This is a genomic window from Polymorphospora sp. NPDC050346, assembly GCF_040655695.1.
GTDB classification, from domain to species: domain Bacteria; phylum Actinomycetota; class Actinomycetes; order Mycobacteriales; family Micromonosporaceae; genus Polymorphospora; species Polymorphospora lycopeni.
The window spans coordinates 16093-42018 of record NZ_JBFAKM010000021.1; the positions used below are offsets into that span (position 1 = coordinate 16093).

24 protein-coding genes are annotated in these 25926 nt (G+C 73.3%); 12 read left to right on the top strand and 12 right to left on the bottom strand.

Annotation, left to right across the window (positions count from 1 at the left end; translation table 11 throughout):
* The first annotated feature begins 47 nt into the window (after positions 1-47).
* Both AB0I42_RS21475 and AB0I42_RS21480 read left to right on the top strand, forming a co-directional pair.
* Positions 48-644, top strand: coding sequence for an isochorismatase family protein (locus AB0I42_RS21475; protein WP_357539323.1), 597 nt, complete (start codon positions 48-50; stop codon positions 642-644).
* A 7-nt stretch (positions 645-651) separates the two neighbouring features.
* Complete coding sequence (locus tag AB0I42_RS21480; RefSeq protein ID WP_357539324.1) at positions 652-1608, top strand: DJ-1/PfpI family protein; 957 nt, start codon at positions 652-654, stop codon at positions 1606-1608.
* On the opposite strand, the gene AB0I42_RS21485 is transcribed toward AB0I42_RS21480, so the two are convergent.
* Positions 1609-1764 (bottom strand): hypothetical protein, encoded by a 156-nt coding sequence (locus AB0I42_RS21485; RefSeq protein ID WP_357539325.1) that lies wholly within the window; start codon positions 1762-1764, stop codon positions 1609-1611.
* A 53-nt stretch (positions 1765-1817) separates the two neighbouring features.
* Between AB0I42_RS21485 and AB0I42_RS21490 the strand changes: the two genes are divergently transcribed.
* A complete protein-coding gene (locus AB0I42_RS21490) occupies positions 1818-2759 on the top strand; it encodes a DUF559 domain-containing protein (protein WP_357539326.1) in 942 nt (313 codons plus the stop codon).
* Between the two features lie 129 nt (positions 2760-2888).
* On the opposite strand, the gene AB0I42_RS21495 is transcribed toward AB0I42_RS21490, so the two are convergent.
* A complete protein-coding gene (locus tag AB0I42_RS21495) occupies positions 2889-3728 on the bottom strand; it encodes a serine/threonine-protein kinase (protein WP_357539327.1) in 840 nt (279 codons plus the stop codon).
* Between the two features lie 195 nt (positions 3729-3923).
* Positions 3924-4283, bottom strand: a complete 360-nt coding sequence (locus AB0I42_RS21500; protein WP_357539328.1) for an STAS domain-containing protein — start codon at positions 4281-4283, stop codon at positions 3924-3926.
* Positions 4284-4653: 370 nt separating this feature from the next.
* On the opposite strand from AB0I42_RS21500, the gene AB0I42_RS21505 reads away from it, so the two are divergent.
* The 3 genes from AB0I42_RS21505 (at position 4654) to AB0I42_RS21515 (ending at position 6149) form a co-directional block, all read left to right on the top strand.
* The gene (locus AB0I42_RS21505; RefSeq protein ID WP_357539329.1) at positions 4654-5049 is read left to right on the top strand and encodes a VOC family protein; all 396 of its coding nucleotides are present in this window, start codon (positions 4654-4656) and stop codon (positions 5047-5049) included.
* 376 nt (positions 5050-5425) lie between these two features.
* Complete coding sequence (locus tag AB0I42_RS21510) at positions 5426-5572, top strand: hypothetical protein (RefSeq protein ID WP_357539330.1); 147 nt, start codon at positions 5426-5428, stop codon at positions 5570-5572.
* A 175-nt stretch (positions 5573-5747) separates the two neighbouring features.
* A complete protein-coding gene (locus AB0I42_RS21515; RefSeq protein ID WP_357539331.1) occupies positions 5748-6149 on the top strand; it encodes a hypothetical protein in 402 nt (133 codons plus the stop codon).
* Positions 6150-6251: 102 nt separating this feature from the next.
* Here the strand turns inward: AB0I42_RS21515 and AB0I42_RS21520 are convergent, their stop codons facing one another.
* The gene (locus AB0I42_RS21520; protein WP_357539443.1) at positions 6252-7766 is read right to left on the bottom strand and encodes a type II CAAX endopeptidase family protein; all 1515 of its coding nucleotides are present in this window, start codon (positions 7764-7766) and stop codon (positions 6252-6254) included.
* A gap of 135 nt (positions 7767-7901) precedes the next feature.
* Between AB0I42_RS21520 and AB0I42_RS21525 the strand changes: the two genes are divergently transcribed.
* Positions 7902-9875, top strand: a complete 1974-nt coding sequence (locus tag AB0I42_RS21525) for a histidine kinase (RefSeq protein WP_357539332.1) — start codon at positions 7902-7904, stop codon at positions 9873-9875.
* 107 nt (positions 9876-9982) lie between these two features.
* Positions 9983-10951 (top strand): AraC family transcriptional regulator, encoded by a 969-nt coding sequence (locus tag AB0I42_RS21530; RefSeq protein WP_357539333.1) that lies wholly within the window; start codon positions 9983-9985, stop codon positions 10949-10951.
* Here AB0I42_RS21530 and AB0I42_RS21535 read toward each other — a convergent pair.
* From AB0I42_RS21535 to AB0I42_RS21555, 5 genes are all read right to left on the bottom strand, one after another.
* Positions 10933-11310, bottom strand: coding sequence for a hypothetical protein (locus AB0I42_RS21535; RefSeq protein WP_357539334.1), 378 nt, complete (start codon positions 11308-11310; stop codon positions 10933-10935). The two genes, AB0I42_RS21530 and AB0I42_RS21535, sit on opposite strands and share 19 nt — an antisense overlap.
* Positions 11311-11658: 348 nt before the next feature.
* Entirely contained in the window at positions 11659-14397 is a 2739-nt protein-coding gene (locus AB0I42_RS21540) for a cellulose binding domain-containing protein (protein ID WP_357539335.1), read from the bottom strand.
* A gap of 268 nt (positions 14398-14665) precedes the next feature.
* On the bottom strand, positions 14666-15064 hold the full coding sequence (locus tag AB0I42_RS21545; protein WP_357539336.1) for a hypothetical protein: 399 nt from the start codon (positions 15062-15064) through the stop codon (positions 14666-14668).
* 103 nt (positions 15065-15167) lie between these two features.
* Positions 15168-17240: a hypothetical protein gene (locus AB0I42_RS21550; protein ID WP_357539337.1), complete on the bottom strand. Its 2073-nt coding sequence runs from the start codon at positions 17238-17240 to the stop codon at positions 15168-15170.
* Positions 17241-17498: 258 nt separating this feature from the next.
* Positions 17499-18626 (bottom strand): S1 family peptidase, encoded by a 1128-nt coding sequence (locus tag AB0I42_RS21555; RefSeq protein WP_357539338.1) that lies wholly within the window; start codon positions 18624-18626, stop codon positions 17499-17501.
* A gap of 339 nt (positions 18627-18965) precedes the next feature.
* Here AB0I42_RS21555 and AB0I42_RS21560 point away from each other — a divergent pair, with 339 nt between their 5' ends.
* On the top strand, positions 18966-19643 hold the full coding sequence (locus AB0I42_RS21560) for a BON domain-containing protein (RefSeq protein WP_357539445.1): 678 nt from the start codon (positions 18966-18968) through the stop codon (positions 19641-19643).
* Positions 19640-20203, top strand: a complete 564-nt coding sequence (locus AB0I42_RS21565; protein WP_357539339.1) for a thioredoxin domain-containing protein — start codon at positions 19640-19642, stop codon at positions 20201-20203. The genes AB0I42_RS21560 and AB0I42_RS21565 overlap by 4 nt, the downstream gene beginning before the upstream one ends.
* 46 nt (positions 20204-20249) lie before the next feature.
* Here the strand turns inward: AB0I42_RS21565 and AB0I42_RS21570 are convergent, their stop codons facing one another.
* The 3 genes from AB0I42_RS21570 to AB0I42_RS21580 all read right to left on the bottom strand — a co-directional run bounded on the left by AB0I42_RS21570 (position 20250) and on the right by AB0I42_RS21580 (position 24784).
* Entirely contained in the window at positions 20250-22916 is a 2667-nt protein-coding gene (locus AB0I42_RS21570; protein ID WP_357539340.1) for a LuxR C-terminal-related transcriptional regulator, read from the bottom strand.
* 141 nt (positions 22917-23057) lie between these two features.
* Entirely contained in the window at positions 23058-24542 is a 1485-nt protein-coding gene (locus AB0I42_RS21575) for a cation:proton antiporter (protein WP_357539341.1), read from the bottom strand.
* Between the two features lie 17 nt (positions 24543-24559).
* Complete coding sequence (locus AB0I42_RS21580) at positions 24560-24784, bottom strand: potassium transporter TrkA (RefSeq protein WP_357539342.1); 225 nt, start codon at positions 24782-24784, stop codon at positions 24560-24562.
* 209 nt (positions 24785-24993) lie between these two features.
* Here AB0I42_RS21580 and AB0I42_RS21585 point away from each other — a divergent pair, with 209 nt between their 5' ends.
* Complete coding sequence (locus tag AB0I42_RS21585; protein WP_357539343.1) at positions 24994-25281, top strand: hypothetical protein; 288 nt, start codon at positions 24994-24996, stop codon at positions 25279-25281.
* A 7-nt stretch (positions 25282-25288) separates the two neighbouring features.
* Positions 25289-25921: a hypothetical protein gene (locus AB0I42_RS21590; RefSeq protein WP_357539344.1), complete on the top strand. Its 633-nt coding sequence runs from the start codon at positions 25289-25291 to the stop codon at positions 25919-25921.
* The last annotated feature ends 5 nt before the right edge of the window (positions 25922-25926 follow it).

Consider the following 25926-nt stretch of genomic DNA (forward strand, 5'->3'; position numbering starts at 1 on the left):
CATGATGGTGTCTTCCGGGCAGGTCGATCGGGGGCGAGGCTCAGCGCATGGGAAACGCACTCGTCGTGATCGACGTACAGGAGTCCTTCCGCCGCCGGCCGCTGTGGTCGACGATCTCGAACCCGGCGATCGTCGAGCAGGTCGACCGCCTGGTGGCCGCCACCCGCGCCGCCGGCGACCTGGTCGTCTGGGTCCTGCACAGCGAGCCGGGCAGCGGCACCGTCTTCGATCCGGCCAGCGGCCACGTCCGGCTGATGGACGGCCTGGTCCCCCGCGACGGCGAACCACTGATCACCAAGACCTCGCACAACGCGTTCACCACCACCGGGCTCCAGCAGCTGCTCACCACCCGGGGCGTCCGCGCCCTGACGATCGCCGGCATCCGTACCGAGCAGTGCTGCGAGACGACCGCGCGGGTCGGCTCCGACCTCGGCTTCGACGTCACCTTCGTCACCGACGCGACCGCGACCAACCCGATCCCGCACCGGGACGCGCCGGCCGACCTGTCGGTCGCCGAACTGCTCGCCGACCCACGCACCCTGCACCCGCAGGACATCGTCGCGCGTACGGAGTACGCGCTCGCCGGCCGGTTCGCCACCATCCGCACCGTCGCCGAACTGACCGGCGCACCGACGGGCGGCTGACCGGATCGTGTCCCGGGTCGTCTTCCTGCTGCTGCCCCGGCTGCACCTGCTCGACCTCGCCGGTCCGGCCCAGGTCTTCTCCACCGCCGCCCAGCTCGGCTACGACTACCGGCTGAGCTACGTCGCGGAGCAGGAGGACGTACCCACCGCACAGGGGTTGCCGGTGCGGGCCGGCACGGTCTGGCCCGACCTGGACCCGACGGACCTCGTCGTCGTACCCGGCTGGCGGGCGCCCACCCTGCACCGCCACGGACACGTCGGCCCGGCGACGATCCGGCGGCTGACCGATCACCACGCGGCCGGCGGCACCGTGGCGAGTGTCTGTGCCGGCGCCGCCCTGCTCGGCCGGGCCGGTCTGCTCGACGGGCGACGCTGCACCACCCACCACGACCTCCAGGACGAGCTGGCCCGGTGCCATCCCCGGGCCAGGGTCGTCCGCGACGTGCTGTACGTCGTCGACGACCGGGTGGTGACCTCGGCCGGCATCGCCAGCGGAATCGACCTGGCACTCCACCTCGTCGCCGTCCGGCACGGTCCGGCAGCCGCCGCCCGGGTCGCCCGGTCGATGGTGGTCTACGCCCGCCGCAACGGCGACGAGCAGCAGGCCAGCACGATGCTGCGGCACCGCGGGCATCTCAGCGACGTGGTGCACCGGGCACAGGACCTGATCGACGCGCGGTTCACGCAACGGCTGCCACTGGCCGCCCTGGCCGCGAGTTGCAAGGTCAGCGAACGCACCCTGACCAGGCGGTTCACGGCCGCGACCGGGTTGACCCCGCTGCGCTACCAGCACCTGCTCCGGCTGGAACGGGCCGAGCACCTGATCGGGCACGGCGCGACGGCCGAGGCGGCGGCCCACGCGGTCGGCTTCGAGGACGCCCGGATGCTCCGCCGCCTCCGGGCCACCCGCCCGACGCCGGCCCGCTCCACACCACCGCCCAGCGCACCGCTCAGCACGCCGTGATCAGCGCGCCGCTCCGCGCGCCGTGATCCGCGCGCCGCTCCGCGCCGTGATCGTCAGTCGTTTCCCGGCACCCTGGCGGCGTGTCGAACAGTTCGACGACTGATGATCGAGCGCATTCGGCGCCGTCGTCCACAGGCTGGCCAGCCCCTTGTCCACAGGCGCATGATTCCGCTGTCTCCGGCTCCCTCGGTCGTGGCACCGTCGATCGCGTGCATCCTGAACTCCGACTCTTCGTGGACCGGTGTGGTGGCCTGGTCAGCCGCGCCCAAGCCAGCCAGGTCGTTCCGGTCTGGAGCGTGGACGGCGCCTGCCGGGCCGGTCACCTGCGCCCGGTACTCCCGGGCGTCTACCTGGACGCGGCGCTCCTGCCCGGCCCGGTCCGGAACAAAAAGGGTCTGCTGGCACACCTCGACCGTGATCTGGCCCGCCGCGTGGCGGCCGCCTACCTTGCCGGCCGAGGAGCGTTCAGTCACACGACGGCACTCGACGTGTGGGGGCTTCGGCAACAGGCGACCGGCGAGGCAATGCACCTCAGTGTTCCGGCGGGAGCCGGCATCCGCAGCCGCCCCCATGTGGTGGTCCACCAACGCCGGAACCTGGTGGCGCTGAACCGGCGAGGCGTGCCGGTCACCCGGCTCGAGCAGACGCTGGTCGACGCCTGGCCGCTGCTGCCGGCGGTCGATCGGGCGGCACCGGTGATCCGCGCGGTCAACGACCGGCGCACGACCCCGGGCCGGATCGCCGACGTGCTGGCCGGGGTTCCGAAGCTCGCCGGCCGCGCCGAACTCCGTACGCTGCTCGACCGGCTGGCCGCCGGCTGCCGCAGCGCGCTGGAGATCTGGGGGCACGACCATGTCTTCACCGGGCCGGGGATGCCACGGTTCCGGCGGCAGGCGCCGATCCGGCTCGGTGGACGCACCGTCTATCTCGACGTGTACGCCGAACGAGAGTTGCTCGACATCGAACTCGACGGGGCCGCGAGCCACGGCGATCCCCGGCAGCGTGAGATCGACCTGCGCCGCGACGCGCTGCTCGCCACCGTGGGCATCCTCGTGGTGCGGTTCTCCCACCGGCGGCTGCGGCAGGACACCGACGCCGTACGCCGCGAGGTCCTCGCGATCCTGGCCAGCCGGCGGGCCGCCACCGGCTGACGCGGCCGGCGGCTGTCGCGGACCAACGGATGACGCACGCCGGTCGGTTGGCGCGGGCGGCGGATGATGCCGGGGCGGCAGATGACGCAGGAGCGGCAGATGACCGCAGGCCGGGAGAACCGGTGGCGGTCAGACGCCGGCCAGTGGCACGTGCCAACGGCCGGCCGGGGCGGGCGCCCGACCACCGTCCGGTATGGAGCACAGGGCCAGGGCGACGGCGGCGCTGTCCGGGCGATCGGTGGCCCGCTTCGCCATGCACGCGCGACACAGGTCCGCGATCGCGGACGGCAGCCCGGGTACGGCGAGTACCGGCGTGGGGGCGAGCGCCGGCAGCCGTACGGCGGCTGGCATCCCGCCGGGGCGCACCCCCGGGTACGGCGAACGGCCGGTCACCATCTCGTAGAGCAGCACGCCAAGGGCGTAGACGTCGTCGGCCGGGCGGGCGACGCCGGGTCCGGAAGGCACCGGGGTGTCGAGCGAGGTGGCCAGCCCGAAGTCGATGATCTTTATCCCGGCCCGGGTCACCATGACGTTGTCCGGCCGTACGTCGCCGTGGACGACGCCGCGGCGGTGCGCGACGGCGAGCACGTCGGCCACGGTCGCCGCGATCCGTACCGCTTCCCGCCAGGGCAGCGGTCCGCCGGCCAGCCGGACGGCGAGCGGGATGCCGCTGAGGAGTTCCAGCACCACGTAGGGCAGGAGGGTGCCGTCGGGCAGCGGCGCGTCGCCGTAGTCGTAGACGCGGGGGACGCTGGGGTGGCGCAGGCGATCGGTGATCATCGCCTCCCGCCGTACGTTGCCACGGGCGCGCGGACTGTCGGCCATCGCGGGGGCGAGCACCTTGACCGCCCGGTTCTCCGCCGAGTGCGCGTCGACGGCCTGGTAGACCATTGACACACCACCGCGGCCGATCGGGCCGAGCAGGACATAGCGTCGGACGAGAGCGGTGCCCATCCGTAGCCATGTCACGGAGGGACTATTTCGCACCGCGCCGGGCGGGACAAGGGCGCCGGGCCGCGCCGGGCGCACCGATCCGCCGGGGGCGGATTCGGGTAAGGAATCACCCCGGCGGATCAGGTAGGGAACCGCCCGGCGAATCGGGCCGGAACCGCCCGGCGGATCTTGTAGGAATCGCGGGGCGGATCAGATGCGGATCGCGGCGGGTCAGCCGGTCGGTAGCTGGGTCTGGGCCGCGCCGGCGAAGTAGGGCTCGGGGGCGCCGAAGAGCCCGAGCAGGCCGGTGACCCAGAGCTGCCGGTGCACGAAGCGGCTGGGCTCGGTCACCACGAGTTTGACGCCGCTGACCTCGGCGGTCTGGAAGCCGGCCACCATGGCGCTGATGCCGACCGAGTCGATGAACTTGACCTCGCGCATGTTGAGCTGGATCCGGGTCGGTCGGCTCTTGGCGAGCACCGAGGCGACGGCTTCCCGGACCTCGTACGCCGAGTCGACATCGATCTCCCCGTTTGGAGCGATCTCCACCACTCCACCGGGCAGCGTCGACGTGACGATCGACAGGCTCACGCGATCACCTCCACTCACCCGCAACCGGGTGCCTCGTCAGTACGCAGGCCGCGACCGAGAGTATTCCTCCCCCGTTGCAGCCGCTACCCCCGGGGTCCCTGGGTTTCCCCGGAACTACCCCGGCGCAGAATCTGCCCATACCAGGACAGGCGGCGACATATTTCCCCGTGATTGGTTCTCTCAAACCGGCCCTTGCGCACCCCACATTAACCGGTCGGCCGATCGACCCGCCCGGGCGGCGGCCAGGTCGGTCCCCCCGCCCAACCCCCGGTCGGACAATCCGCCAGCGGCCGGCACGCCGGGCGGCGAGGATGCGCAAGAGGGGAGGATGCGGAAAAGGGAGGATGCGCAAGAGGGGGAGGAACAGCCGATGATCGAGATCGAGCGGGTCGACCACCTCGTCCTGACCGTCGCGGACATCGACCGTACGGTCGGCTTCTACCGCCGGGTCCTCGGCCTGCGCCCGGTCATCTCCGGTTCCGGCCGGCGGGCACTCGAGTTCGGCAACCAGAAGATCAACCTGCATCAGGCCGGCCGGGAGGCGACACCGGCCGCCCACCGCCCGACTCCGGGCTCAGCGGACCTGTGCCTGGTCAGTCGCGGACCGCTCGCCGACGTCCTGGCCCACCTCGCCGCCTGCCGGGTGCCGGTCGAGGAAGGCCCGGTCGAGCGCACCGGCGCCGTCGGCCCGATGGTCTCGGTCTACCTGCGCGATCCCGACGGCAACCTGATCGAGATCTGCTCCTACGCCGGCCCGGCCACCTGACACTGACCGGGCGACGGGGCGAACGGCGTCCGCGGGGCCGGTCAGACCCGCACGGACACCGCGCCGAAAGCCCGCCGGCCCCGTCGTGCGGGTGCCCGTCCACGGACTTTGGAACCCTAGAGGTGCCGGCCACGGCACCACCCCGGCGGTGTCGCCCGGGGTGACCTGTCCCACCAGGCACACCCCGCTCCCCCGGTGTCCGGCGGCCGGTCGCCCGTCCCCCGACCACCCGATCGCGCGTCCTGACCTGCCCTGGGTACGACGTCCGGTTGACGGGGTAAGGAATGGCGGCGTCCGTACCGGGTCGGACCGGGTGGGTCGGTTGCCCGCCCGCACTAGCATCGGCCCCGACGGTCCACCGACGATGGAGGACACGATGTTGAAGAAGCTGCTCGGTCTCGCCGGTGTGGGTGCGCTGCTGGCCCTGGTACTGGCCTGTGGTTTCGGTCCCGCCGGGGACGACGACGATGACGATGACGACGATGACTTCGCCGCCCGCCCGGCGGTCGTCTCGATCCGCTGACCCGACCTCCCACTCCGGGCATCCCGCCCGTACCGGCTGAAACACCCACCAGACGACCCACCCGGCGCGGGTTTGCCGCCGTACGCGGGCGGGCACCTCCGAGTCACGAAACCGCGCCGAACTGACGCCTCTGTCCGAAGTGGCTACTTCGTTCGGCACCCGAGGAGGTAGCACGATGTTCGGAACCAACCTTCTGGATCGCCGCAGCAAGCCCGAACGGATCGCCGACCAGGCGTGGCAGCACCTCAGCTCGGTCCTCGACAGCGCCGGCGACACGGCGCGCTCGGCCGGCCGCGGCACTGCCCACTTCGCCGACGAGGCCGGCGACCGGGTCGCCACCATGGCCGACGAGGCATGGCACCGGGCCGGTGCGGCGTTCGACGCCCTCGCCGGCCGGCGTACGACCTCGTCGATGCCGTGGGCCTGGATCATCGGCGCTGGTGTGGTCGGTGCCGCGCTCGGCTGGGCCGTCGGCACCGCCGCCCGGGCGGCCGTCGCCCGTTCCCGCGACGACGACCACGACGAGCGGATCGAGTTCGTCGACGCCGACCGGCCCGGCGGCGTACCCGCCAAGTAAGAGGCCGACCGGCCGGCGGCGTACCCACCAGGTAGGCGGCCCTGCTCGGCGACCGAGCCCGCCCGCGATCCTGTCGGCTCAGTGACCCACCGGCAGATCGGCTCAGTGACCCACCGGCAGATCGGGTCCGGCGTCGGCGTTCCCGGCCTCCGCCGGCCGGCGCGGCGCGCCCGGCGCCGGCCCGTCGACCGGCGGCACCGGACCGGACGGCACCGGACCCGGCGGCACTGGACCGGGTGGCATTGGCGCCGGCGACACCGGACCGGGTGGCATCAGATCCGGTGACACCGGACCGGACAGCACAGGACCGGGCGGCACCGGTCCGGGCGGCACCAGGGCGGGCGGCACCTGACCGGACGGAACTGATCCGGGTGGTGGCCAGCCCGGCCCCGGCGGCCAGCCCGAGCCCTGCACCGGCCACGGATAGTGCTGCCCGGGCAGTGGCGGCGGCCCAACCGGGGCACCCTGCTGCCCGGCCGGCCAGGGGTACGGCTGCCCCGGCACCGGCGGATACCCACCCCCGGCAGCCGGCGGATACCCGGCTCCGGAGGCCGGCGGATACCCGGCTCCGGAGGCCGGCGGATACCCCGGCCCGAACACCGGCGCATACCCTCCGCCCGCCGGCGGATACCCCGGCCCGAAGGCCGGCGCATATCCGGGCCCGAAGGCCGGAACGGGCGGTGCGTCGGCGGGCGCGGGGACGGCCAGCAGGGCCGGCGAGGCCAGCGTCACGAGCCCGCGCCGGCCGGCGAGCCACAGCACCACCAGCGCGAACCCGACACTGACCACCGAGTCGACGACGGCGAGCTGCCACGGCGCGTCGGCCAGCGTCTCGTCGGCCTCCAGGGTTCCGGTCGCGGCCGAGAACCCGAACGCGACCACGTTGTTGACCACGTGCAGCGCGACCGCGGCCTCCAGGCCGCCGGTGCGTACGGTCAGCCAGCCGGTCACCACTCCCATGACCGTCAGGCTCGCGAACCCCCACGTGGTGCCCCAGCCGTGGGCGGCGGCGAAGAGCACCGCCTGCACCCCGATCGCCGGCCACGGGTTGCGCAGGAACGCGCCGATCGCCTGGATCAGCCAGCCGCGGAAGACGTACTCCTCGGCCGCCGCCTGGAACGGCACCAGGAGCAGCACCATCGCCATTCCGGCCAGGAAGACCGGCCATCCCACCCAGCCGCCGAGGGTCAGCTCGAAGTCGTCGCCGGCGCCGGTCGCCGCGGCCAGGGCCGAGGCGCCGAGCAGCAGGGCACCGACCGCCGGTACGGCGACCAGCACGCACACGCCGAGCCAGCGCCACCGCAGCCGTCCGGTGACCGACGACACCGTTCCCGGGCGGCGGCGCTGCACCGCCCACGCGGCGAAGTACACCACCGGCAGTGCGACGGCGATGCTGAGCACCAGCAGCGCGGTGTCGGGGATCGGGCCGAAGTCGTACCAGCCGTCGGCGTCGCGGGGCGCGTCGGTGAGCAGGCTGACCGCCTCGGCGACGGCGAACAGCAGGCAGTTGAGCGCCAGCAGGCCGCCGAGCACGAGCAGCGTGCCGAGTACGGGGCGCCACCAGCGGTGCCGGGCGGTGCGGGCCAGCCGGTGGTAGGCGATTCCAGGCGGGGGCATGGTCACCCCGCAAGCATCCCCGGTGCGGGCACCGCCCGACAGCCCGGACCCGACCGGCGCGTACTGCGACCGAGGACACGACCAGCCGCACTCGGCCACCCCGGGTCGCGCGCCTTTTCTATCGTCGTACCCGTCATGAGGGTCTCGCGGAGCTGGCTCACCCCCCTGCTGCTGGTGGCGGCGCAGTTGGTGGTCTGGCCCGGTGCGGCCCTGCTCGCCGGCCACCGGCCGGACCGGGTGTCGGTCGCGGCCGGCCTGGTCGCGACCGCGTTCGTCGCCGTCGCGCTCGGCTGGCGGCACCGGGCGCCGGTCACGGTGCTGGCCATCGTGTCGACGGTGGCGAAGCTCGGCTACCTCGCCACCTCGCCCGAGGCACTGGTCGGCCTGGCCATCGCCGAGATGGTCGCGCTCTACACGGTCGCCGCCCGGCGGTCGGCCCGGGTGGCGCTCGTTGCGACCGCCGCCGTCGTCGTCATGGAGGCGGCGCTCACCGCCGGGCTGTACGACACCGGCCGCGGGTACGTCGGTGGCCTGCTCTTCAGCCTCACCCTCTATCTGCTCGCCGTCGGTCTCGGGCGGGGCCGCCGGCGGTGGTACGCGGCCCGGGCGGACGCGGCCGAGCTGCTGGCCTGGGCCGAGGCCGAGCAGCGGCGGGCGGCCGGCCTGGAGCGGGAGCGGCTGGCCCGCGAACTCCACGACGTGAGCGCGCACCATCTGACGTCGATCGTGGTGACGGTGACCGCCGCCGAGCGGCTGGCCGACCGCCGGCCGGAGCTGGCGGCCAAGGCGCTGGAGTTCTCGGCGCGTACGGCCCGGGAGACGTTGGCGGCGTTGCACCGGCTGGTGGCGGTCATGCGTACGACCGACGAGGCGGGGCCGGGCGGCTTGGACGAGCGGCTCGGTGAGCTGGCCGACGGCTTCCGGCGGCTGGGCCAGCCGGTGACCCTGGAGGCCGATCCGGTCGACGTCGGGCCGGCGGTGGGCGAGGCGGCGTACGGGATCGCCCGGGAGGCGTTGACGAACACGCTGCGGCATGCCCCGGGCGGCGCCGTACGGGTCTGCCTGACGCTGGCCGACGACGCGCTCGTGCTGGTCGTCGACGACGAGGGCGGCACGATGCGGCCGAGCGCGGGTGGGCTGGGTTCGGGGCGCGGGATCATCGGGATGCGGGAGCGGGCCGCCACGCTCGGCGGTACCTGCGAGGCGGGTGCCCGGGGCGACGGCTGGCGGGTCCGGGCGGTGCTGCCGTTCGACGGCGCCGCCGCCGGCACGCCGCCACCCGGGGCCGGGTCGGCGCCGGCCGGCTGGTGGCGGGGGCCCCGCGCGATGGACGGCGTGGTCGCGCTGGCCACCGTCGTGCCGCTGGCCGGCGGGCTGCTGGCGGGTTGGGAGGGGCCGCCGGTGCTGGCGCCGGCGACGACGGTGCTGCTGGCGCTGTTGATGGTCCTGCATGCCGTACCGCTGCTCTGGCGTCGGGACCGGCCCTGGCTGGTCCTGCTGGCGGTGGTCGGTTCGGCGGTGTTGTGGCCGGCGGCGGCGCTCTACGCCCGGCTGCCCGGTGACGCGGTGTGGCTGCTGGTGGCGACCGTGGGTGCGGAGCTGGCGGCGGTCTACTCGGTGGCGGCGTACGGGCGGCCGAGGTGGGCGACCTGCCTGGCGGTGCCGGCGGCCGCGGCGGGCTTCGGCACCGCGCTGGTGGCGACCGCCGCCACCGACGGGCGGCTGGGGGGTGCTCCGGCGACGCTGGCGGCGGCCGCGACCATGGCGGCCACGCTCGCGATGCTGCTGGTTCCGGTGCTGGGTGCGGCGTGGACGGCGGGTTTCACGGTACGGGTCCGGCGGGACCGCACCGTCGCCCAGGAGCGGGATGCGGTCGCCGAGGTGACGGCACGGGCGGTGGCGGCGTCGCGGGCCGAGCGGGCACGGATCTCCGCCGGCCTGCGGGCAGCCGTGCTCGAACACGCGCAGGGGGTGCTGGCCGCCGCCGAGGGCAACCGGCTCGACGAGGTGGCGGCCGAGGCTCGCGCGTCGCTCGCCGCGATGCGCGAACTGCTCCGCAGCCTGCGGACCGCCCCGCCGCAACCCGGGCAACAGCCCACCGATTCGTAGGCCGTCGATTCTCCGAAGGCTGGCCCGATCGACCGCACCGCCCCCTACGCAATACTCAGAGTATGCAAATAGCAACAGATATGAATGCGACCGGTTGGGGTGACCGGTTGTCCTTCGCCACAACCAGACTGGACCGGTTCCGCGAGCTCTGCGACGAGTTCTACTACCCGGTCCGGGTCACCGCCCCCATGGGCGCGGACTTCGCGGCCTCGGTCGACGTCATGCGACTCGGTCCGATCACCGTGGGCGAGCTGCGGTACAGCGCCGAAACCACGATCATGGCCGGCGACCTGCTCGCTTATCACGTCAACATGCCGCTGTCCGGGCGGTTCGACAACGAGCACCGCGGCAAACGCTTCGTCGCCCACCCTCGGCGGGCCTGCGTCTACCGGCCGGAAGGGTCCACCCGCATCCATTCGTGGGACAACAACGGCCGGCTGCTCGCGGTGAAGATCGACCGGTCGGCCGTGGAGGCGCAACTGGCCGCCCTGCTCGACCGCCCGCTCCGCGGGTCGCTGAACATGGGCAACCACATCGACCTGGCCACCGGAGCCGGGCAGAGCTGGGCCCGACTGGCGATCCTGGTCCGCGACGAGTTCCACAACGGCGGCAGCGTGGTCGGTCATCCGCTGATCGCCGGACAGTTCACACAGGGCATGATCAGGGGATTGCTGCTCGCCACCGAGCACCGGTACCGCGACGAACTGGACCAGCCGGCGCCGCCCAGCCGGCCCCGTACGGTCAAGCGGGCGATGGAGGCGATCGACGCCAACCCCGCCCACGGGTTCACCTGCGGCGAACTCGCGGAGATCGCCGGGGCGAGCGTCCGCAGCCTCCAGGAGGGGTTCCGCAGGCACCTCGGCCAGTCACCGATGGCCTATCTACAGAGCGTCCGGCTGGCCCAGGCCCACGAGGACCTGCGGCGCGCCGGCCCCGGCGAGGCCACGGTGGCGGACGTGGCACACCGCTGGGGCTGGGGGCACCTGGGCCGGTTCGCGGCGGCCTACCGGGCGAAGTACGACGTACCCCCGTCGACGACGCTGCGAATGGGCTGCGGTCACTCCCCCGGTTCGTGACCGATCCGAGGCGGCGGCGACCCGGGGCCGGCCGGATCGCCGGACGGCGTGCCCACCCCCGGGTCACCAGGCCGCGCGGCTGTCCCCGGATCCCGCGCGTCGAGCCGGTACGGGTACGCGGCGTCGGCGTCCGGGTGGCACGCGGTCGGCCCTCGCCCGGCGCGCAGCCCGGCCAGCGCCCGGTTGGCCGCCGCCAGGCCCTCGTGGACCCGGTCGGCGAGCACCGACCCGCCGGTCCCGTCCGGCTCGCCGCGCGACAGTGCCACGAGCTGGTCGTATCGGACCAGGAAGGTGAGCGCGTCCCGCAACGCGTCGGCCGCCCGAGTCAGATCACGTTCCAGCTCCGCCTGGCCCTCCATGCCACCCCCGCCTCTCTGCGGCACCGGCACCACCCAGCGTCGGGCGGGGCGGGCAGGGCCGTGGCGTGGGCAAGCCGTCCCGCTCGAACGGGTCGGCATGTTCGTTCCACTGCCCGGTGTGGCGGCGGACGATCCGCACCGAACCGTCAGCGACCACACTGCAACGGAATGTAGGCCGGCCATCGCGGAGAGTCGATCCGAAGAGCGCGGAGACGATCCGGATCACGCGGGGTCGCCTGAACCGCACCCCGGCCGCCCGGACGGTCACCCCGGCGGCGGGCGCGCCGGGCCGCCTTCACGGGTGGCGCAGCGTACGCGGGCCGAACCCCGCGTACGCTGCTCAGCCGGTCAGCCCCGGGCGCAGGTGATCGGCGCCGGCACCCCGTTGGTGCCGGTCCAACTGGCGGTGAAGCCGAACGTCGTCGACGCCCCGGCCGCGAGGTTGCCGTTCCAGGCGGCGTTGCGGACCGTGACAGCGGAACCGGTCTGGGTGTGGCTGGCACTCCAGAGCTGGGAGATGGTCTGCCCGTTCGGGAACGTCCAGCCGACCACCCATCCGCTCAGCGGCGACGTGCCGGTGTTGCGTACGGTCACCTCGCCCTGGAACCCGCCCGGCCAGGAGTTGGTCACCTGGTACGTCGCCGTGCAGGCACCGCCCGGCGGCGGCGTGGTCGGCGGCGGAGTCGTGGGCGGAGGCGTGGTGGTCGGCGGCGGAGTCGTGGGCGGAGGCGTCGTCGGCGGAGGCGTGGTCGGCGGAGGCGTGGTCGGCGGCGGCGACGTGGGCCCGCCGAGCCGGTCGGCCACCAGGATGCCCCGGCCGTTGGTGCCCAGGTAGACCCGGCCGTAGACCCTCGGGTCACCGGTCAGCGCCTCGCCCGCGTTGCCGTACTGGTGCTTGTCGTCGTTGATCCGCACCCAGGCGGCACCGGTGTTGTCGGAGCGGTAGACGCCGGTCACGCCGTCGATGGTGCCGACGGCGAACAGCGCCGGGTACGTCTGCCCGGGCGCGGCCCGGCCGAACCCGATGTTCACCGCGTCCTCCACGTTGGACAGACGGGTGAACGACGTGCCCGAGTTCGTCGACCGGTACAGGCCGGTCTCACCGGCGAGCCAGATGTCGCCCTCGCGGCCGGCGACCGCCTTGAACTTCACGTTGCCGGTGCCCGGCAGTCCGGTGGCGGCGGTCGCGGTGAAGCTCGCCCCGCCGTTGGTGCTGACGTAGAACCTGCCGGCGCTGAAGCCGTAGAACTTGTTCGGGTTGACCCGGTCGGACTCCACTGTAGATCCGGTGGGCAGGCCGGTCGACTGGGTCCAGGAGTTGCCGAAGCCGACCGAGTAGTGCACCCCGACGCCCTTGGGCGCCCAGACGAACCGGCTGCCGTCGGCCGCCGCGGCGACCGTACCGCCCTCGTTGATCCCGCCCGGCTCGCTGCCCTGGAACCAGTTGGCACCGCCGTCGGTGGAGAACGCCACGTGGCTGTCGTTGGGTCGGTCGGCGTCGTTGAAGTTGCCGGCCCGCACCATCACGCTCGGGTTGGTCTCGGCGTAGTCGAGGCTGGTGCCGCTGGTGAAGCCGGGCTGGGTGAACAGCATCGGCGGCACCGCGTCGAGGTTGGTGTGCCGGAAGCCGCCGAGGTCGCCCAGCGCGCTGATCAGCGGTGCCGAGCCGGTCGGCGGGCTGATCAGGTCGAGTACGTTCGTCTCCTCCAGGCCCTTGACCATCGGCCGGATGGTGATCTGGCCACCGGTGTCCCACTTCTTCAGGTCGGTGGAGCCGTAGATGGTGGCGCCGGTGCCGTACATGAAGCGGTTGGAGTCGTGCGGGTCGATCTCGACCGAGTCGTTCATCCAGCCGAGTTTCGGCGTCTCCTCCGGGGGTGACGGGTTGGCGCCCCAGCTCAGCCACGGCACCGAGGAGATGTCCATGGTGTACCGCTTGCTGCGGTTGGGATAGCTGGTGAAGTCCCAGGCCCGGGTCCAGGTCGCGCCGCCGTCGGTGCTGCGGAAGATGATCGCGTCCGGCCACCAGGAGATCTGGGTGGCGACCATCAGCGTGTTCGGGTTCTGCCGGTCGATGGTCAGGCCGCTGTAGCCGTAGTAGAGGTCGGTGCTGCTCGACGGCACCGGGCTGATCTGCGTCCAGGCGCCGGTCGCGGTGGCGTACTTCCACACGTCGCCCTTGCCACCCTCGTACGGGCCGCCGTTGTCGCTGGTGGCGATGTAGAGGTAGCCACCGACGGTGTCGAGCACGCCCTTGTGGGCCAGGAATCCGGTCGGCTGCCCGGCCAGCCGCGACCAGGTGGTGCCGCCGTCGGTGCTGCGGTAGACGGTGTTCTCCTTGTCGGCCACCCCGACGTAGATGGTCTGGGTGGTGTTGCCGGCCGTACCGGTGCGCTTGTCGAAGGTCACCCACACCACGCCCGGCCGGTGGTTCAGGTAGTCGTTCGGGTCGTTCGGGTCCTGGGCGTAGTTGCCCGGGTTGGGGAAGCTCGCGACCTTGGCCCAGGTGGCGCCGTGGTCGGTGCTGCGCCACAGGCCGTTGCCGTTCGGCGCGCCCAGGTAGAGGATGCTGTTGCGGTTGGGGTCGACGGCGAGCCGCTCGCCCATGCCCCGGCCGGGCATGTTGCCGCCGAGCTTGAACGGCAGCTCGGTCGCCTGCCAGGTCGCGCCCTTGTCGGTCGACCGCAGGATCGCCCCGTTGTTCGGGTCCCAACTGTTGGTGTACATGCCGGCGGCGACGTACACCCGGTTGGTCTGCACCGGGTCGGTGGCGAGGCTGACGACACCGTTCCAGCCCCACCGGTCCCAGCCGATGTGGTCGAGCAGCGGAGTCCAGGACTGGCCGGCCTGGTCCCAGCGGTAGGCGCCGCCGATGTCGGTGCGGGCGTAGATCAGGTTCTTCTCGGTCGGATTGAACACGATCCCGGGTACGTAGCCGCCGCCGTCGATCCGGACGTTCTTCCAGGAGTACGGCTCCGAGGCGGCGGCCAGTGCGGGTGACGCGGTGCTGACGACGACGTGCGCCGCCACCGCCACCGTGCCGGCGGCCAGCACGGCCGCGAGCACACCGGCAAGACTTCTGCGCATGTAGGGCTACCTCTCATGGGTGCGCTGAGCAGACGGTTCTCCCACCGGCACGTCGAGAGGTGTGGGGGCGCGGGGGTACGGAGAGTGCGAACGCGCCCTGCGGCGTGCCGGAGACGGGAACGCGCGCCCTGCGGCAGGCAGGGACGCGGAGGTGGCGGAGCTGCCCTGGGCTCCCGCACCGGTTGGTGGCTCCCGCACCGGCCTCACCCAAACATTCACACACAGATATCGACGCTGTCAAACATCTGCGCCTGCCGTGGGCGACCGCTCAGGCGCCGGTCTCCGTGGCCGGTTCGGTGGTCGGCGTGACCGGTGCGATGGTGGCCGGTGGGGTGGTCGGCGACGGGGTCGACGGCGACGGTGACGGCGGCCCGGTGGTCGGCGGCCGGGGTGGCACGGTCGCCGCCGGGATGGTCACCAGGCTGCCGGTCGGCGCCGGCGTGCCGTAGCCGGTGCCGGGACCGGGGTCGACCGGCCGGCCGGGCAGCTCGGCCGGCGTGGGCGAAGGGATCACCCGCGGGCTCGGCCCGGCGGTCGCCGACGGGGCGACGGCCGGCGGCGGCACGGGCGCGGGTCCGCCGCGCAGCAGGGTGCCGCCCAGCCACACCGCCGGACCGATTCCCACCGCCACGATCCCGGCGAAGAACATCGCCACATGCCTGTCCACCCGGGCACTCACGGCGCCAATACCATCACGCCGGCACCCGGCGGCGAGGCCGCGCGCCGGCACTGGACGGCAACGGTCGGATGACGTTTTGGTGACCGGTGCGTCACCTGTCCCCGAGCCGGAAGAGCACCGCGCCGTCGACCTCCTCCCGGGTGACCGGAAGCCCGTCGATCGGCCGGTCGAGCATGTCCTGCCAGCCGGTGCCGGGCAGGTAGCCGGGCAGCACGACGACCGTACGCACGCCCAGTCCCCGCAGGTAGTCGATGCTGGTGGCGTCGGGGAAGGAGACGGTCATCGTCCGGGTCTGCGCCTGGGTCTGCGGCACGTGGGCGGCGAGGCCGTTGGCGATGCGCGGGAAGCCGTCGGTCGACCAGAGCATGTAGTGCAGTTCGGCGATGCCCTCGGGCGGCAGGATCAGCAGCGGTTCGGCGACATCGCGCAGGGCGAGCGGGGCGGGCGGGGCCGGCGGATGCGGGGTGCGGTTGACCCCTTCCAGCAGCACGAGGGCGAGCGGGACCAGGGCGAGGGCCATAGCCATCCGGTCGCGCCGCCGGCGCGCGGCCGGCGTCGGGACGACCGGGTGGTCCGCCGGCCCGCCGGAAGCCGCCCGGGCGAGGGTGTCCGCCCGGCGTGGCGCGGGTATCCCGCGGCCCGGCCCGGCCTCGATCACCGGCACGTCGGCGGCCGGCGGTGCCGCCGGTCGCAGCCGGGGGACGCCGGCGACCACCGTGTCGTGGTCGGCCCGGGCGGCGGCCGGCACGGTCGTGGCCGGCCCGTCCCCGGCGGTGACCGCCTCGGCCGCGTCCTTGACGCCGGCCGGAGCGGCGGTCACGGCGGGCAGCGGTGCTTCCCCGCCGGCCGGCCGGTCCCTGCCGTCGACGTCCTCCTCCACATCGGACGATGCGGTGCCGGCCATGCTCACCGCGCCGGCCGCGAGGAGGCCGAGCAGCAGGGTGGTCCACAGCACCAGCCGGCCGGGCGTACGCATCGCGTCCCAGCCCGGCAGCAGGTTCATCAACGTGACGTAGCCGGGATCGCCGTCGCCGAGGAACGAGCTTCCGGTGGCCAGGATCGCGCTGACCAGCACCCCGACCCCGAGCGCGATCCGGTGCCGCAGCCGCCACACGGAGAAGAACAGGCCGGTGACGGCGAGGCCGATCAGGGTGACCCCGGGCAGCAGCGTCATCTCCCCGGCGAACGACAGCGTCTCCCGGGCGGCCGCGTGCCGCTCGCCCCAGAGCCACGACTCCCCCGGCGCGGTGAAGAAGCCGCGCAGCGGCGGCGAGAACTGGTCGATGTGCGCGACCGTCCGCCGGCTGTCCGGGTGCAGCTCGACCACCTTGAGGTAGGGCAGTGCCATGAACACGGTGACGGCGGCGAAGACCGTGCCGCCGGTCAGGTCGGCGATCAGCAGCCGGCGGCCGAAGACCGGCCGCCCACGGCGCCACCAGGCCCAGCCGTAGCCGGCCGCGGCCACCAGCACGGCGGCGGCCAGGAGGTAGCCGAACGGCAGGCCGACGCCGAAGCCGAGGGACATCTGCCAGGCCGCCACCAGCCAGCCGGCGACCGCCCAGCCGGGGCGGCGCGACTCGGGCCGGTAGCCGTGCCGCAGCGACCAGCCGTGGCCGCGGGCCAGCATCGCCAGGGCGAGGGTGATCCCGCCGGTGGACAGCACGTGCAGGTGTCCGGCCTGGGCGAGCTTCCACGGCGCGTACGCGAACGCGACGCCGGCCACCGCGGCGCCGATCCGGGTCGCGCCGAGCTGGCGGCCCAGCGCGTACGTCCCGAAGAACGCGAGCGCGTGCACCAGGACGTACAGGATGTTGTAGCGGGCGACGGCGGCCACCGGCCCCTCGCCGATCATGCCGAGCGGCGCGTATCCGAGCAGGGTGTCGGAGTAGGCGTAGGTGAACAGCTCGGGATAGAAGGTGTTGGAGTGCCACAGGCTGGTCGGGTCGGTCTTCAGCGCGTGCCCGCCCCAGGCGATCTGCCAGGCTTGCAGGGTGGGGTCGCCGGTGTCCTGCGGGATGGTGCCGGTGATGTCCCGCAGCGTCGGCCACGTGAACAGCGCGGCGAGCAGCAGGCTGCCGGCGGCGGCGATGGTCCATTCGTGGCCGGCCACCCTCCGCAGCGCTGCGGCGAGGCGGGGCAGGACCGATTTACCTTCTACGGTCATGCGCCACCTCGCTCCGCTCGGCGATCGCATGACTGGGCCCTGAGCAGGCCGATTCCCTCACTACGCTCGGTCATAGCGACGTCCTTGCCGGGGGCGGGGCGCGGGAGGCGTCCGGGTGGTGACAGATCCTCCACTATGGCGCCGGCCGCTGTCGACCCCGTCCTACGATCGACGCCGATCGAAGCCGGACGTGCCGGTGCCGGCGCCCCGGGGAGGAGGGGCGCCGGCACCGGCAGGCTGGGAAACGGGACCGGGGGGTTACCCGGTGACCAGGCTCAGGCCGTAGGTGCTGAGGATCGGGTTCACCGGCTGGTAGTAGGTGGTGCCGCCGAAGCTGCAGTTGCCGGAGCCACCGGAGGTGACGCCCTGGGCCTCGGTGCCGGTCAGCCAGGAGCCGCCGGAGTCGCCGGGCTCGGCGCAGACGTTGGTACGGGTCAGGCCGTAGACGGTGCCCTGCGGGTAGTTGACGGTGGAGTTCTTGACCTGGAGGGTGCCGCAGTGCCATCCGGTGGTGGAGCCGGAGCGGCAGATCGCGGAGCCCTCGGACGCCTCGGCGGAACCGGTCACCGTGACCGTGCCGCTGGCGTAGTTGTTGACCAGCGGGGCCGGGTTCCAGCTCGAGTTGGTGGCCACCCAACCCATGTCGTCGCCGGGGAACGACGAGCCCTGGAAGGTGCCCTGGGTGACGTTGTTGTGGCCCTGGGTCGGGGTTCCCACCGTGCCGCAGTGGCCGGCGGTCACGAAGCCGCCGACGACCGAGAACCCGACGGAGCAGCGGCCGCCCATGTAGTAGGCGTCGCCACCGACCACGTCGTACAGCGGACGCGGGGACTCGTCCACCGTGACGACGTCGACGGTCGCGGCGTCGACCCCGGCGGCCTTGATGAACTCGGCGGCGGCGGTGGCCGCGCCCGGGTCGGCGAGCAGGACGACCCGGTTGGACTTCGCGTCGACATGCCAGCCGCTGATGGCGGCACCGGCGGCACCCGACTTGGCGTCCAACTTGGACTTGGTCGAGTCGAGGTCGGCGGCGCTGCGGTCGACGACCTTCGCGGTGGCGCCGGTGGCGCGTACGGCCGCCGCGTCGCGCTCGCTGGTGACGGCGACGACCAGGGCGGAGTTGTCCACCCAGGCACCGGCGAAGCCGGCACCGAGTTGCTTGCGCAGTTGCTGCTCGGTCTTCGCGGCGACCGCCTCGTCGGCGATGCGCTGGCGGGCCTGCGACTCGGTGAGCCCGAGGTCGCGTTCCATCGCGGCGAGCATTCCGGCCGGTACGTCGGCCGCGGGGGTCGGGGCCGCCGAGGCCGGCCCGCCGATGGCGAGCACGGTGGTCAGGCCCCCCGTCGCGACGGTGAGCGCGACGGCGGTGGCGAGGGTACGGCGCATTCTCGTCTCCTTCGTGTGGGGGATCCCGGACGCCCCGCTACCAGCGGTTAATGGGGGAAATCGGCGGGAAGGCCCCGGGCACGAATCAACTGCCATACCGACGTGGCTGAACTTGAGCAGCCAATAGGTAGCGGTCAACGTCCGGACGGATGATTGCCTCATCACCCGAAAGGACTGAACGCAGATTAACCATTGATCGAGATCTGTGGCTACATAACGTTGGGGTCATACCCCCGGTGTTATGGAACCGGTATCACCCGCCCCGGACGACGCCGCCTCACCCGCCCACGGCGCAACATCGATCCTGGTAGGGCAGGCCGACCGGAGGGGAAGGTGACCATGGCGACGGCAGGGATGACGCGCACCGACGAGGAACTCCAGCGCGACGTTCTGGACGAGCTGAAATGGGACGCCCGGGTGCAGCCCAACGAGATCGGGGTCATCGCCCGCAACGGGGTCGTGACCCTGAGCGGAAAGGTCGACAACTACGCGCGGAAGTGGTCGGCGGAACGCACCGCCCACCGCGTACGCGGGGTCCGGGCGGTCGCCAACGACATCGAGGTGCAGTTGTCCCCCGCGGCCGAACGCACCGACTCGGACATCGCCGACGCCGCGACCCGGGCCCTGGAATGGGACGCGTTCGTGCCGGTCGACAACATCGACGTGACCGTCTCCGCGGGTTGGGTGATGGTGCGGGGCGAAGTCGAGTGGGAATACCAGCGCCGGGCCGCCGAACGGACGGTACGCCGCCTCGCCGGCGTACGCGGCGTCACCAACGGCATGACCGTACGGCCCCGGGCCGGGATCTCCCCCGACGACCTGCGGCAACTGATCGGCGAGGCCCTGGTCCGCAGCGTCGAGACCGACGTCGACCGGCTGACCATCGCCGTACAGGGCGACCGGGTGGTGCTCAACGGGAGTGTGCGCTCCTGGCTCGAACGCGAGGAGGCCGAGCGGGTCGCCTGGTCGGCACCGGGCGTCTCGTCGGTCGACAACCGGATCAAGGTCAGCCTGTGACCGCGGCCGGGATCACACCGCTGCAGGTGACCGTCAGCCGGCTGCGCGCCGCGGTGACCGACGAGGATCACACCCAGGGGCCGATGGACGCGCCGGCCACCGTGGTCGTGTACGGCGACTTCCAGTGCCCGCACTGCGCGGCGGCGTACCCGAACCTGCGGGAGCTGCGACGGCAGCGGCCGGGCACCGTACGGCTGGTGTTCCGGCACTTCCCGCTCGCCAACGTGCACCCGTACGCCGAGATCGCCGCGGAGACCGCCGAGGCGGCCGGCGTACGGGGGCAGTTCTGGGCCATGCACGACTGGCTCTTCACCCACCAGGACCAACTCGACCCGGTGCACCTGGCGCTGGGTACGCAGCACGTCGGCCTCCCGGTCGAGGAGGTCGCCGCCGAGGTCAACGACCACGTGCACCTCGACCGGATCCGGCGCGACTTCGTCAGCGGGGTGCGCAGCGGGGTGGACGGCACGCCGAGCATCTTCGTCAACGGGATGCGGCACGAGGGGACGTACGCCCTGTCCGACCTGCTGACCGCGGTCGACGGCGCCGCCCACCACTGAGCGGGCGGCGCCGGCCGCCGGCTCCGGTCCACAGTGGATACAACGATCAGAGCAGGCGCAGTTCGCGGGCCCGGCGGACCGCCTCGCGGCGCCTCGTGGCGTCCAGCTTCCGGTAGATGTTGCGCACGTGCGTCTTCACCGTGTTGACCGAAAGCGACATCTCGGCAGCTATTTCCACATTGGACAGGATGCTCTGGAGGTAGCGCAGCACGGTCAGTTCCCGCTCGGTCAACTCCTCCCCCGTCGGCGGCGCCGGTGGCGGCGCGCCCGGCACCGGCCCGGCCGCCGCGCCGGTCGCGTCGATCAGCTCGTTGACCAGCGGCCAGTACGCGGTTCCCGAGTCGAGGTGCGCGGCCAGCAGGTCGCGCAGTGGCGGGCCGTACCGGACGAACACCCGCCGGAACCCTTCCGGCTCGGCGAGCGCGAGCACCCGCTCCAGGGCCCGGGTCGCCCGCCGCCGGTCGCCGAGCCGGCTGGCGGTCAGCGCGTCCAGCAGGCCGGCGTCGAGCCGTACCGCGAGCCGGTCTCCGGGCCGGCCGTCCTCCCAGGTGGGCAGCAGCCGCGCGGCGGTCCGCGGGTCGCCGCCGCGCAGGTGGGTACGGGACAGCGCCACCGCGACCGGTGCCGGCAGCGCCGTCGCCCCGTCCGCCGGGGCGGAGCCGTTCGGTCCCCGACCGGGCCGGAATCGGTCGACCAGCGGTCGCAGCACCGTCCGGGCGGTGTCCACGTCGCCGTGCGCCGTACGCAGCTCCGCCTCCGCGACGGCGAACCAGAGCGCGACGAACCGGGCGGTCGGCCGGCCGGACAGCGCCGAACGACCGGCACGCAACGCCTGGTAGCCACCGGTCAGGTCGCCCCGGTCCTGGCGCAGCTCGGCGGTGACGACGTCGACCAGCGCGGCGAGCTGGGGCTCCTCGGCCCGCCCGGCGGCGGTGATCTCCGCCTCGGCCTCGTCGGGCCGGCCCCGCTCCGCCGCGACGACGGCCAGGGCCAGGTGGGCGTACGCGCAGTCGGGCGGGCGGACCGGGTCCTGGCACCGGGGCAGGGCGAGCACCTGCCGGGCGATCCGTTGCGCGGCGTCCAGCTCGCCGCGGAGCGCGCGGATCAGCGCCAGCCGGCTGCCGCAGGACAGCACGGCCCGGTCCGGCCCGGCCGCCTCCGCGTCGGCGAGCCCGTCGACCAGTACGACCTGTGCGCCGTCGAGGTCACCGGCGGTCAGCCGGGCGGCCCCGAGCGCCGCCTGAGCCGCCGCCCGCTCCCGCCCGTCGCCGTTCGGTTCGACCAGGGCGAGCAGCCGGCTGGCGGCCGACCGCACCGTGCCGTCGTCACCGCCGAGTTGCGCGAACACCAGGTGGACGGCGGCGGCCAGCACCACGAACCGGTCCCGCCGCCCGCCGGTCAGCCGCCGCGCGAGTTCGTCGCCGAGCCGCAACCAGCTCTCGGCCGTCGCCGGGTCGTCGCCGAGCCGGTCCAGCGCGTAGGCGAGCGCCAGCTCCGGCCCGGCCCGGACCGCGTCGTCCGGCGGCGGCGGAGCCGGGTCGGTGGCCGGCCCGGCCGGGACGTACGGGAGCAGCTCCGGCCAGTGCCCGGCCAGGACGCCGGTGGCGCCGGCCCAGTCGCGGGCGGCGAGTGCGTGCCGCAGCGCCTCGGCGGGCCGGGCCTGCCCGGCATGCCACGCCGCGGCGCGGCGGTGCAGGTCGGCGGTCGCACCCGGATCGTGCCGGTGCAGCTCGGCACGCAGCAGTTCGCCGAGCATCCGGTGGCACCGCCAGGCCGGCGGCCGGCCGCCGGCCGCGCGGACCAGCCCGGTGTGCCGTTCCAGTTCGCCGAGCAGCCGTTCGCCGTCCGGGCGGCCGGTCAGCGTCTCGACCAGTTCGCCGGTGAGCCGGTCGGCGACGCAGCCCCGCCGCAGCACGTCGCGCAGGTCGGCGGGCAGCCCGGCGAGAACCTCCTCGGCCAGGTAGCCGGCGATGACCGGATGGTCGCCGGTGAACCCGTCGACCAGGCCCGCCGGCTCGGGGTGGCCCTTCAGCGCGTCCGCCGCCAACCGCAACCCGGCCGGCCAGCCCTCGGTGCGGTCGTGCAGGTCGTCGACGAGTCCGGCCGGCAGCGCGACCCCGTGCCCGGCGAGCAGTTCGGCGGCCTCGTCCGGGCCGAAGGTCAGGTCGGCGGCCCGGATCTCGGTCAGCTCGTCGGCGAGCCGGAACCGGTGCAGCGGCAGGGCCGGCTCCCGCCGGGTGCCGACGACCAGCCGCAGCCGCTGCCCCGCGTGCCGCAGCAGCAGGTCGACGCCGGCCAGCACGTCGGCGTCGTCGAGCAGGTGGAAGTCGTCGACGATCAGGGTGACGGGCTCCGGCCGCCGGGCGAGCGCGTCGGCCAGTCGTAGCGGCCCGTCGGAGCCGGCGGTGGTGTCGGACCCGGCGGTGGTGTCGAGTGCGGCGCGGACGTACGCCCAGAAGCGGTCGGCGCCGTCGCCGGCGTCGACGGACAGCCAGCCCGGCGGGCCGTCGGGCCGCTCGCGCGCCCAGGCGGCGAGCAGGGTCGTCTTGCCCCAGCCCGCCGGTCCGGTCACGATCGTGACCGGACCGGCGGCACCGGAGTCGAGCAGCCCGAGAAGCCGCGTACGCCGTACCGACACCGCCGGTGCCGGCGGCACGGCCAGCTTCGACGCCAGCAGGGGAAGATCCCCGGTGACTTCGCGGTCCTCGCGCATCCGTCCCACCCCCGCGGAGACGAATCGATGGCTGCCAACTGCGGGAGCCGTGACGGCCTCCCGTGCGGTCGGCGGTTACCCACCTCGGCGGGGTTCACCCCTTGCGGACGAGACATCTTCACCCGGCCGGCGCCGGACGGTTCACTCCGTGGACCGGGCGGCCCCCATCGGTTCGCGGACCAGGGACTGGTCGATGAAGCAGTACTGCCAGTTCTCGCCCGGCTCCAGCGACCGCATCAGCGGATGCCCGGTCTCCCGGAAGTGCGCCTCGGCGTGGTTGTTGACCGAGTCGCTGCAACAGCCGACCGCGCCGCAGGTCAGACACATCCGCAACTGCACCCAGTCGTCGCCGGTCTCGGCGCACTGCGGGCACTCGTCGGCGTCGCTCTCGGTGATCTGGATCCGGTCGAGGTGGGTGCAGGCGGTGCTCGTCGTCTCCTCGCGGACGTAGCGCCAGTTGGACTTGATCAGCCGGTCCGGCATCACCCGGGCCAGGTAGCGCGACTGCGACGCGAGCAGCGGGCTGAGGACGGCGAGCACGAGTACGTAGAGGGCGACGAACGGGCCGATCCGCGCGTCGAGGCCGGCGGCGAGCGCCATCGTGGCCAGGATCAGCGAGAACTCGCCACGGCCCAGAACGGTCAGGCCGACGTTGGCGGCCCCGCGCTGGTTGAAGCCGAAGAGGCTCCCGGCGATCATGCCGGCGATCACGTTGACCACGATCGTCACCAGCACCGCGATCAGCACCGGCACCGCGACCGTGCCGATCGCACCGATGTCGATGCTCAGGCCGAACGCCACGAAGAACACCGCGGCGAAGACGTCGCGCAGCGGCAGGACCAGCCGCTCGACCCGCTCCCGGACCGACGTACGGGCCACCACCAGGCCGATCATCAGCGCGCCGATCGCGTCGGAGACGCCGACCTCGGCCGACAACCCGGCGACGAGGACCACCAGGCCGACCATCAGGATCGCCAGCAGCTCGTCCTCGTGGCTGTCGATGATCTTGCCGATCACGCGGGCCCCGAACCGGGCCAGGGCGAACAGCAGCGCCAGGTAGCCGAAGCTGATGCCGATCCGCAGCGCCAACTGCCCCGGCGAACCGGCGCCGGACAGGATCGGCGACAGCAGGGCCAGGTAGAAGGCGAGGAACAGGTCCTCGATCACGATGATGCCGAGGATCACCGGCGTCTCGGCGTTGGTCAGCCGGCGCAACTCGATGAGCAGCTTGGTGGCGATCGCCGACGACGAGATGCCGAGCGCCCCGGCGATCACGAACGCCTCCGAGGTGCCCCAGCCCAGCGCGAACCCCAGGACCAGGCCGGCGCCGACGTTCAGGCCGATGTAGCAGCCGGCCGCGATGAACAGCCGCTTCCCGCTGCCGAGCACCTGCTCGACCGGGAACTCGACCCCGAGATGGAACAGCAGCAGCACCAGGCCCAGCGACGCCAGCAGCGACAGGTCCTCCGGGTGCGGGATCAGCACCGGGCCGGGCGTGCCGGGGCCGAGCAGCATCCCGGCCAGCATGAAGAACGGTACGGTCGGCAGCCCGAACCGCCGGCCGGCGCGGGCCAGCAGGCCCGCGATCAGAACCAGGGCGCCGAAGCCGATCAGGTCAGCGTGCACGTGTGGGTCCCGCAGCCTCAGTCGAAGAATGTGCCGGCGAGCACGGCCCCGACCTTGCGGGCCTGTTCCTCGGTCAGCTCGATCACCGCGACCGGCTCGTCCGACTTGGCGGTGAAGACGTAGAGGTCACGCACCCCGTCCCGGCGGGTCACCACCGAGACCCGGTCGGTGCTGCCACCCAGGTCGAAGTCGTAACGCTTGCCGATGCCCGGCAGCTCCTGCACCCGTACACCCTTGCCCATGACACCCACTCGCTTCGCTCGCAGTCGCCATGCGCCGGCCCGGGCCAACCGGCCCCGCCCGCTCATGACCACTCTCCCCGACGACCGGACGGTCGCTCGTCGCCCGCAAAGCGTACGCGCCCCCGGGCCCGTACCGGAGCCACCGATCCCCCGGGATCGATCTTTTACATGCCCGACATTGATCACGCGTCCGGACGGATACTCGGTCGGTGTACGAAGCCATCTGCCACGGCGGACCGCTCGACGGCCAGCACGCCATCAGCCGGCGCCCGGCGGGGTTCCTCCTCGTCGACCGGCCGGCCGGGCAGTGCTGGATCTACGACTACCGGGCGGACGCCGGCTTCGAGGTCCGGGCCCCGGACGGGATGCCGGTGCTGACCACCGGGCCGCGCGGCCGGCACCGGGCGGCCGAGGAGGGCCGATACGACGTACTCGCCGCACCCTGGGTCGAAACGGAGGCGCCGTTCGACGGCGGCGCCCGGCGGCCGGGCGGGTGACCGGACGATGACCACCGAGACCACCCGGCAACTGCGGTACGCCGCCCAGAAATGGGAGGACGAGGCCGGCTACCCGTCGGCGGTGCTGTCCGGAATCGTTCCCGACGCCGCGCACCTTGCCCGCGGCGGCCCGCACGTGTCGATCGAGGACCTGCGGCTGCACGGCAACTATCCCGACTACAGCACCCCGGACCCGCTCGGCCGGCCGCCGGCGGTGGTGAACCTGAAGGCCGCCGCCGCGATCGACATGTCGGTCAGCCGGGCCGACATGGTCAAGTCACACGGCCGGGTCTACCGGGTCTGGCTCGACCCGACCGACCCGCGCCGCCGCTACGTCAACGCGATCAACGTGTGGGACGGCGTGCCCGGCAACCTGCCCGACCGGTTCAACTTCCAGACCGGCGAGCGCACCAAGACCGACCGCAGCCACGAATGGCACTGCCACGCCGACTTCGTCCGGTCGCGCTGGGACGAGCAGTCCGTCGGCCGCGCCGCCGCCGACCGGGCCGCCCGCGCCTTCGTCTCGCTGATCAGCGGCGAGAGCCGGCAGACCTGGATCGACCGCGAGGGACCGGCCATCGCCGGCGAGGAGGTCATGGAGGCATCGAACAGCCCCGGAAGACCTTCAAGATCGCTCTGAACCAA

What these genes read in the sequence shown, in the direction of transcription:
- AB0I42_RS21475 (WP_357539323.1), top strand. Translation starts at nt 48, where the DNA reads ATGGGAAACGCACTCGTCGTGATCGACGTACAGGAGTCCTTCCGCCGC.
- AB0I42_RS21505 (WP_357539329.1), top strand. Translation starts at nt 4,654, where the DNA reads ATGATCGAGATCGAGCGGGTCGACCACCTCGTCCTGACCGTCGCGGAC.
- AB0I42_RS21510 (WP_357539330.1), top strand. Translation starts at nt 5,426, where the DNA reads ATGTTGAAGAAGCTGCTCGGTCTCGCCGGTGTGGGTGCGCTGCTGGCC.
- AB0I42_RS21515 (WP_357539331.1), top strand. Translation starts at nt 5,748, where the DNA reads ATGTTCGGAACCAACCTTCTGGATCGCCGCAGCAAGCCCGAACGGATC.
- AB0I42_RS21520 (WP_357539443.1), bottom strand. Translation starts at nt 7,766, where the DNA reads ATGCCCCCGCCTGGAATCGCCTACCACCGGCTGGCCCGCACCGCCCGG.
- AB0I42_RS21525 (WP_357539332.1), top strand. Translation starts at nt 7,902, where the DNA reads ATGAGGGTCTCGCGGAGCTGGCTCACCCCCCTGCTGCTGGTGGCGGCG.
- AB0I42_RS21535 (WP_357539334.1), bottom strand. Translation starts at nt 11,310, where the DNA reads ATGGAGGGCCAGGCGGAGCTGGAACGTGATCTGACTCGGGCGGCCGAC.
- AB0I42_RS21540 (WP_357539335.1), bottom strand. Translation starts at nt 14,397, where the DNA reads ATGCGCAGAAGTCTTGCCGGTGTGCTCGCGGCCGTGCTGGCCGCCGGC.
- AB0I42_RS21550 (WP_357539337.1), bottom strand. Translation starts at nt 17,240, where the DNA reads ATGACCGTAGAAGGTAAATCGGTCCTGCCCCGCCTCGCCGCAGCGCTG.
- AB0I42_RS21555 (WP_357539338.1), bottom strand. Translation starts at nt 18,626, where the DNA reads ATGCGCCGTACCCTCGCCACCGCCGTCGCGCTCACCGTCGCGACGGGG.
- AB0I42_RS21560 (WP_357539445.1), top strand. Translation starts at nt 18,966, where the DNA reads ATGGCGACGGCAGGGATGACGCGCACCGACGAGGAACTCCAGCGCGAC.
- AB0I42_RS21570 (WP_357539340.1), bottom strand. Translation starts at nt 22,916, where the DNA reads ATGCGCGAGGACCGCGAAGTCACCGGGGATCTTCCCCTGCTGGCGTCG.
- AB0I42_RS21580 (WP_357539342.1), bottom strand. Translation starts at nt 24,784, where the DNA reads ATGGGCAAGGGTGTACGGGTGCAGGAGCTGCCGGGCATCGGCAAGCGT.
- AB0I42_RS21590 (WP_357539344.1), top strand. Translation starts at nt 25,289, where the DNA reads ATGACCACCGAGACCACCCGGCAACTGCGGTACGCCGCCCAGAAATGG.